This is a genomic window from Parafrankia sp. FMc2 (assembly GCF_041008525.1).
Lineage (GTDB): Bacteria > Actinomycetota > Actinomycetes > Frankiales > Frankiaceae > Parafrankia.
This window is the reverse complement of the sequence record NZ_JBFLUG010000238.1, coordinates 1-6,381: the sequence shown is the minus strand read 5'-3', so window position 1 is coordinate 6,381 and position 6,381 is coordinate 1. Positions and strand designations below refer to the sequence as shown.

Genomic DNA, 6,381 nt, shown 5'->3' with positions numbered 1-6,381 from the left:
CCGACACGGACAGCAACCTGTAGGGCCTGCCCGCCCACGCGGGCCGCCTGAGCCCGGTGCCGCGACGAGTGGCACGCCGGGTTCTGAAGGGGCGGGGGCGCAGCAACGCGCCCCCGCTACCTGACGATTGCGCGGTGACGCTGCGGCGTCTGTACTGCTTCTTCGTCATAGAGGTCGGCTCCCGCACCGTCCACATCCTCGGGGTCACCTCCCACCCCGACGGACCGTGGACCACCCAACAAGCCCGGAACCTCCTCATGGACCTCGGTGACCGGGCTGCCGACTTCCAGTTCCTGGTCCGTGACCGCGCCGGGCAGTTCACCGCGTCGTTCGACGCGATCCTCGCCGACGCCGGCATCACCGCGATCAAGATCCCACCCCGGGCCCCGCGGGCGAACGCCTACGCGGAACGGTTCGTCCGCACGGTCCGGACCGAGGTCACCGACCGGATACTGATCTTCGGTGAACGGCACCTGCGCACCGTTCTGGCCGAGTACCCGGCTCACTACAACGGACGACGACCCCACCGCGGTTGTGGCCTTCAGCCGCCGCGGCCCGATCACCCTGTCGCGGACCTGAGCCAGGAACGGATCAAGCGCCGGTCCGTCCTCGGCGGCCTGATCAACGAATACGAACGAGCCGCCTAAAAGACCAGGTCAAGGCCGATGGCCGAGTTCTGACACCCCACACGGCATCGGCGGCCCACTCGCCGATCGCGGTGAACGACCGCGCGCCGGCGAGTACCGCGCACGTCGCCAGGGTCAGCACCACGGCCAGGCTGTGCCGTCTCCCTCGGGGTTTCCGCGGGTCCGGGACTCGACCGAAAGCCGCCAGGAGACCCGACACCGACGACGGATGGTGATGACCGTCGGTGACGGCAGCAGCCAGCTGATCGAGAACAAGAACAGGCGATGATACTGGTACGGCGGGCACGACACCTCGGGTCGATCATGATGGTGTAGGAACCTCCATGATCTTCAGGTGGCGTGCCCGCACCCATGAGACCCCCGGCCGCGTGCCCGGCTCCCGCTACACAGCCCCACCAGAAACCCCAGGCCTGGCCCACCGCCTACGCGTCAGCAAACTTGCCGGAGCCCTGGCCACGCGCTGGACGGCTGGCCGCTGCCGGCCGATTGATTTCTTACCGGAGCGACAGCTCACGACACGCTAATTTGGGGGCCCCAAAGCAGAGGAGAGCCGCGTGGGCACGGTGGTCATGTACAGCTCGGTGTCGGTGGACGGTTTCGTCGCGGACGAGAATGACCAGCCCGGACCGCTGTTCGACTGGTTGTCCGGCGGTGACGTCCCGTTGGATGAGAGCGGCGAGGTGAAGGTGTCGCAGACGTCCTACGACTACACCCGGCCGTACTGGGACCAGATCGGGGCGACACTCGTCGGCCGCCACGTCTTCGACATGACGGACGGCTGGGATGGAAAGCCTCCGGGCGGGATCGACCACGTGGTCGTCGTGACGCACCGGCCGGAGCCCGAGGGCTGGGACCCCGAGGCACCGTTTCACTTCGTCGACGGCGTCGAGGCAGCCATGGCCAAGGCGCAGGAGCTTGCGGGTGACCGCACGGTCGAGGTCGCCGCTGGCGACGTCGGTGGCCAGGTGTTTGCCGCAGGTTTGGTCGACGAGGTGCGCATGGACGTCGTACCCGTCGTGTTCGGGTCCGGCAAGCGCTACTTCGGGTCGGTCCACGCGCAGCACCTGTTGGAGGATCCTGACGTGATGATTCAGGGCAACCGGGTGCTTCACCTGCGCTATCGGGTGCGCCGTCGACCGATCTGAACGGGTACGCGAAGAAGTCCACTGCGGACCGTGACACAAGATCGGACCTCCGGCTGCGTTTGCGCAGGCCGGAGGCCGTTTCTCGGCCGGTGTGAAGTCGTGGCCGGACGGCGCCTCGAAACGAGGTTAAACGCCAGGCTGAAGGCTTGTTTCGAAGGTCGGGTGGCTGCGGTGCGGCTGGTCGGCGGGTCGGTCTGCCCGCTCGGCTCATGTTGTGGAGGTGGTTGATCCCCGCGGCGGCGGTGTGTTCGGTCGCTACCGTGTGGGCGGCGGTCGAGGTGGTCGCGGTGATCAGGCCGCGGCCGATCGAGCGGACGGCCTCGCGCAGCGCGGCGGTGAACGACAGTCGCCGGGCCGCGACCGGCGTGCCGGCGGTGGTGGCGACGGCGTGCCGGGCGGTGGCACGGACGAGGTTGGTGGAGGTCAGCCAGGCCCACATCTCCTGGCGGACGTCGGCGGGGCGGGTCGAGCGCAGGATCGGGCCGCGCGACGGCCCGGCGTCGGTGATCGTGGTCTTGTTCTCGCCGATCGCCGTCTCGGAGGCGGACCAGCGTAGCGGGTAGGTCGCCGCGAGCGCCTCGGCCGGGTAGGTGACGTGGTCGAGCAGGTCGGTGACCAGGCAGAACAGGTCCCCGGACGAGTCGGCGCAGGGCTGGGGGATGAGGTCGTAGTCGACGACGCGGACCGGGATCCCGGGACCGCCGAGGGTGGAGCGGTAGGAGCCGTCGGGGAGCCAGCCCTCGCCCCGCAGGGCGAGGCCGGCCTTGACGCGCATCAGCACGTGGGCGCCGGTCTTCAGGAGGTCGCGGACCAGGTGTTCGCCGAGGAAGTTGCGGTCGCACAGGTAGATCCGTCCGGCGGTGAACACCCAGCGCTGCCCGGTGAGGATCCGGGCGAGGAGTGTCTGCTCGCCGACGTGGGAGCCGTCGATCGCGGCCCCGAGCGTCGCCCGGGACACGTAGGCGGTCACGAGCACGGCGCGGACCAGCGGGTAGGGCGTGTCCTCGGTGGTGCCCGACGGGCCGAACGCCTTGCGGTTGGCCTTGGTGTCCGGGCAGCGGGTCTGGGTCCCGTCGACGCCACAGACCAGCAGGTCAGCCAGCCAGCCGCTGGCCACCCGCTCGACGAGGGCGGCTGCGCCAGCCCGGCTCTCCTTCCGCGGTGCGGGCTCGGGTGGGGTGGTGTGTTCGGGCTCGGCGGTGACCTGGGCCGCGACCTGGGCGAACAGGTCGGCGAACAGCTCGGTGCCGAGCCGGGTCCGGTACCGGCCAAGGACCTCCCCGCCGGGGATCTGCCAGGGCTTCTCCCAGGGCGTGTCGGCGAGCGGGCCGGCGACGGTGGCGACCACCTCGCGCAGGTCCGCGCCCGGCAGCAGCACCATCGTCAGCACGCAGCGGACCGTCATCGCCGCCGACAGCGTGCGCAGCCGCTGGCCCGCGACCTGGAACTTCTCGACGAGCTGGTCGATCAGCCCGGCCGGCAGCCAGTCCTCGAGCAGCCCGAGCCGGGCCACGTCGGCGATATGGCCGCGGATCAGGATCCGGCCGTCCCGGCAGCGCCGGATCCGCCCGACCCCCGCCGGTATGCAGATCAGTACCTCGTCGCCGTCGGCCAGCGGCGCCGCGCTGGTGACGACGAGCGCCCCGTCCCGGCCGTCCGAGCCCCGCCCACCCGGGCGGACCACCGCCGACCGGGGCACGACAAGAGTCCCCGCCGGCACCCTGGCCTCGCTCCAGTCCGCTGTGACGTCTACCGTGGGCAGCGGTGCCTCCGCGCACCTCGCGCGGCCCTCCCCTTGCCCGGCCAAAGGTTTCAGGGAGGGCCGCCACCACTTGTGGACGCGGCCACCCTGCCCTGGTAGATCAACCAGACGGCCACCCGGTGGTCACCGGACGGTCAGCATCCGCACACGCACGCGACCAGCCCCACACCGTACCGCCCCACACCCACCACGTGCCACACCTGGCCTTGACCCTACCCGTCCGGGCGCTTGCTGCTGGAAACCGATCGGTTTTCCTGGGAGTGTCCATGGCCAGCACCAAAGACGTTTGTCGCCGTCGCGACAGGGGAAGTTGTTGGTGGGGTTTCCTGTGAACGTGGAGCCGCCAAGGTCTACGCGACCGTCCACGGGCGTCGGCGCAGCGCCAGCCGGTGCCGTTGACCGTCAAGCTGACGCAGCGATCAGTTTCGATATGCCGCACGCATCGCCTGCTGATACCGATGGCTGCGTGCACAACCTCTGAGGTAAAAAACCATGGCTTCTCACACCACCTCTACCATCTTTGTCATCGGCGGCACAGGGGCTCAAGGGATGCCCATCGTCCGCGCTCTTGTCGCCGACAAGAAGTACTCCGTCCGAGTCCTCACCCGCGATTCCACCTCCCCCCGGGCCCAGGCTATTCTCGCGCTCGGCAACGTCTCCTTCCTCGAAGGGTCATTTGCCAACGAAGACGTGCTGCGGGAAGGATTTCGCAGCTGCGACGGGGTATTCATGAACATCGACGGGTTCAACACCGGCGAGAAGACCGAGACCTACTGGGCCATCCGCAGTTATGAGATCGCGATTGAAGAAGGAATCAAATTCTTCGTCTATGGGAATCTCGACTACGTCCTCAAGAAGTCCGGCTACGACTCCAGGTTCCGCACCGGCCACTATGACGGCAAAGGTCGCATGGCCGAATGGGTACTGTTCCAAAACCAAAAGAACAGGGACAGGATGGGAGTGGCCGTCTTCACGTCAGGTCCCTATATGGACATGGTGATCTCACCGCTCACGCCCATGACACCATCCGTCGAGGACGGTGTCGTCACGTGGCGAGTCCCTCTCGGCAAGGGAGCCGTTCCCCACGTGGATCTCGAAGATTGCGGATTCTACGTTCGCTGGCTCTTCGACCATCCAGAGCGGGCGAATGGAATGGGCCTCGAAGTAGCTATCGAGCACGTGGCCTATGCCGATATGGCTGCGGCATTCGAGAAGGTCACCGGGCATCCGGCACGGTACGTCGACACTGATCTGGACACATATTGGAGCGGTCCACTGAAGGAGGTTGCCGATCTCCCTGCCGGATACAACGCCGATCCCAACGACAAGGCCACCATGAGCTTCAGGGACAATTTCACGGGCTTCTGGAATGTGTGGAAGCACGGAATCGTCACCAGGGATTACGCTCTGCTCGATGAAATTCACCACAACAGGATCCGAAGTGCTGAGGAGTGGTTCCGCCGAGAAGACCAGGTGGGGCGAGACCTCGGTAAGGGAAGTCTCTGGGAGAGGGTCCAGTCGGAGAACTTGAGTATCGACTCTGCGGTACTCAAGAGCAGCGCGGATATGAGGAAGGGCAAGCTGTAAACGGCTGAGCGGCAATACGAACCGGGCCTCGGTCAAACTCGTTGCACGGGCCGCCTTCGGCTTCCACAACGCCGACGACCAAGCGCCGTCTGCGGCTCAGACCGTGCCGCACCCGACCTGGCCCCGGACGCCAAGCAACATCAAAAACATTAAGTCCGCGGCGTTGGGGCGGAGCGCTGGCTGAATACCATCGAGCCGCCCGCCGGGCAGCGTCGCGCCGCTGGTGTCGGTGATGAGGAGATCGAGCAGATTGAGCTGGCCGCGCGAACCTTCCGGGCCTGGGACAACCAGTTCGGCGGTGGCCTTCGACGGAAGGCGGTGGTGGGTCAGCTCGCTGAGATCGCGGATGAGCTTCGCGACTTCTCGCATCCACAGAATCTGACCCGGCGGCTGCACGGTGTAATGGCTGATCTTGCTGAGACCGCCGCGACGATGTCCTGGGACTCGGGGCGGGGAGGGATCGCGCAGCGCTACTACCTGCTCGCTCTTCGATCAGCCAAGGCGGCTGACGATCCCGTGTTCTGCGCGAACATCCTCGGCGGCATGGCGCGGCAGCAGTTCTATCTCGGCCGGACGACCGAAGGACTTGAGCTCGTCCGACTCGCGCAGGACGTCGCCGGCGCTCGGGCGACTCCGGCGGTGCGTGCGATGCTGTTCACGCGCGAGGCATGGGCCTACGCCCAGCAAGGTCGGCTCTCCGCCTTCCGGCGCGTGACAGGCCGGGCGCAGGACGCCATCCGCGACGTCGACCCGGCCGTTGAACCGCACTGGATCTCTTACTTCGACCAGGCGGAACTGGCCGGCGTCACCGGAGGTCGTCTCCTCGACATCGCGCACCAGGCGCCCGAGTATGCCGACGAGGCAGCCACCTGGTTGAGCATTCCTGGCGGCGTAGCCGCCACCTGATCGAATGAGAATTTGATGGGGCTGCGGTGGGCTGTTTGCTGGGTGCCGGGATGCGGCTGGGATGATGGTGGGGCGTTGCCTGGTCGACGTCGGCTGTCTCTGGTGCGGACGAGCCCGTGGTTGAGTATGACGGCGGAGGCCTGGGGCACTTGTTCCTGCTGCCGTGAGCGCGTTCCTCAGTTTCCGTGTTCAGGCCTCCCCGGGTAACAAGGCTCCGGCACGCTCGCGTTCTGAGTTGATCTGTCCGTGATCTTCGGGTCTGGTGGTTCGTCCGGGTTGTCAGGGGAAGCCGTGAAGGTCGAGTGCGGCGGTGGCGGTCTTGTGGGCGCGGCGG

The 6,381-nt window shown here is 67.2% G+C and carries 6 protein-coding genes and 2 pseudogenes; 5 read left to right on the top strand and 3 right to left on the bottom strand.

From position 1 onward, the window contains the following. Positions 1–125: 125 nt before the first annotated feature. A pseudogene (locus tag AB1460_RS35030) lies at positions 126–647 on the top strand (integrase core domain-containing protein); the annotation flags it as partial. Here AB1460_RS35030 and AB1460_RS35025 read toward each other — a convergent pair. Further along, positions 622–846 (bottom strand): transposase family protein, encoded by a 225-nt coding sequence (locus AB1460_RS35025; protein ID WP_420497449.1) that lies wholly within the window; start codon positions 844–846, stop codon positions 622–624. The pseudogene AB1460_RS35030 and the gene AB1460_RS35025 sit on opposite strands and share 26 nt — an antisense overlap. A 355-nt stretch (positions 847–1,201) precedes the next feature. On the opposite strand from AB1460_RS35025, the gene AB1460_RS35020 reads away from it, so the two are divergent. Then, a complete protein-coding gene (locus tag AB1460_RS35020; RefSeq protein ID WP_368966672.1) occupies positions 1,202–1,792 on the top strand; it encodes a dihydrofolate reductase family protein in 591 nt (196 codons plus the stop codon). A gap of 287 nt (positions 1,793–2,079) precedes the next feature. Next, entirely contained in the window at positions 2,080–2,355 is a 276-nt protein-coding gene (locus AB1460_RS35015; protein ID WP_368966670.1) for a hypothetical protein, read from the top strand. A gap of 41 nt (positions 2,356–2,396) precedes the next feature. Here the strand turns inward: AB1460_RS35015 and AB1460_RS35010 are convergent. Further along, a pseudogene (locus AB1460_RS35010) lies at positions 2,397–3,305 on the bottom strand (transposase domain-containing protein); the annotation flags it as partial. Positions 3,306–4,046: 741 nt separating this feature from the next. Here AB1460_RS35010 and AB1460_RS35005 point away from each other — a divergent pair. After that, on the top strand, positions 4,047–5,141 hold the full coding sequence (locus AB1460_RS35005) for an NmrA family NAD(P)-binding protein (RefSeq protein ID WP_368966669.1): 1,095 nt from the start codon (positions 4,047–4,049) through the stop codon (positions 5,139–5,141). Positions 5,142–5,237: 96 nt separating this feature from the next. Here the strand turns inward: AB1460_RS35005 and AB1460_RS35000 are convergent, their stop codons facing one another. Next, on the bottom strand, positions 5,238–5,510 hold the full coding sequence (locus tag AB1460_RS35000) for a hypothetical protein (RefSeq protein ID WP_368966668.1): 273 nt from the start codon (positions 5,508–5,510) through the stop codon (positions 5,238–5,240). 33 nt (positions 5,511–5,543) lie between these two features. On the opposite strand from AB1460_RS35000, the gene AB1460_RS34995 reads away from it, so the two are divergent. After that, on the top strand, positions 5,544–6,047 hold the full coding sequence (locus AB1460_RS34995; RefSeq protein ID WP_368966666.1) for a hypothetical protein: 504 nt from the start codon (positions 5,544–5,546) through the stop codon (positions 6,045–6,047). Positions 6,048–6,381: the final 334 nt, after the last annotated feature.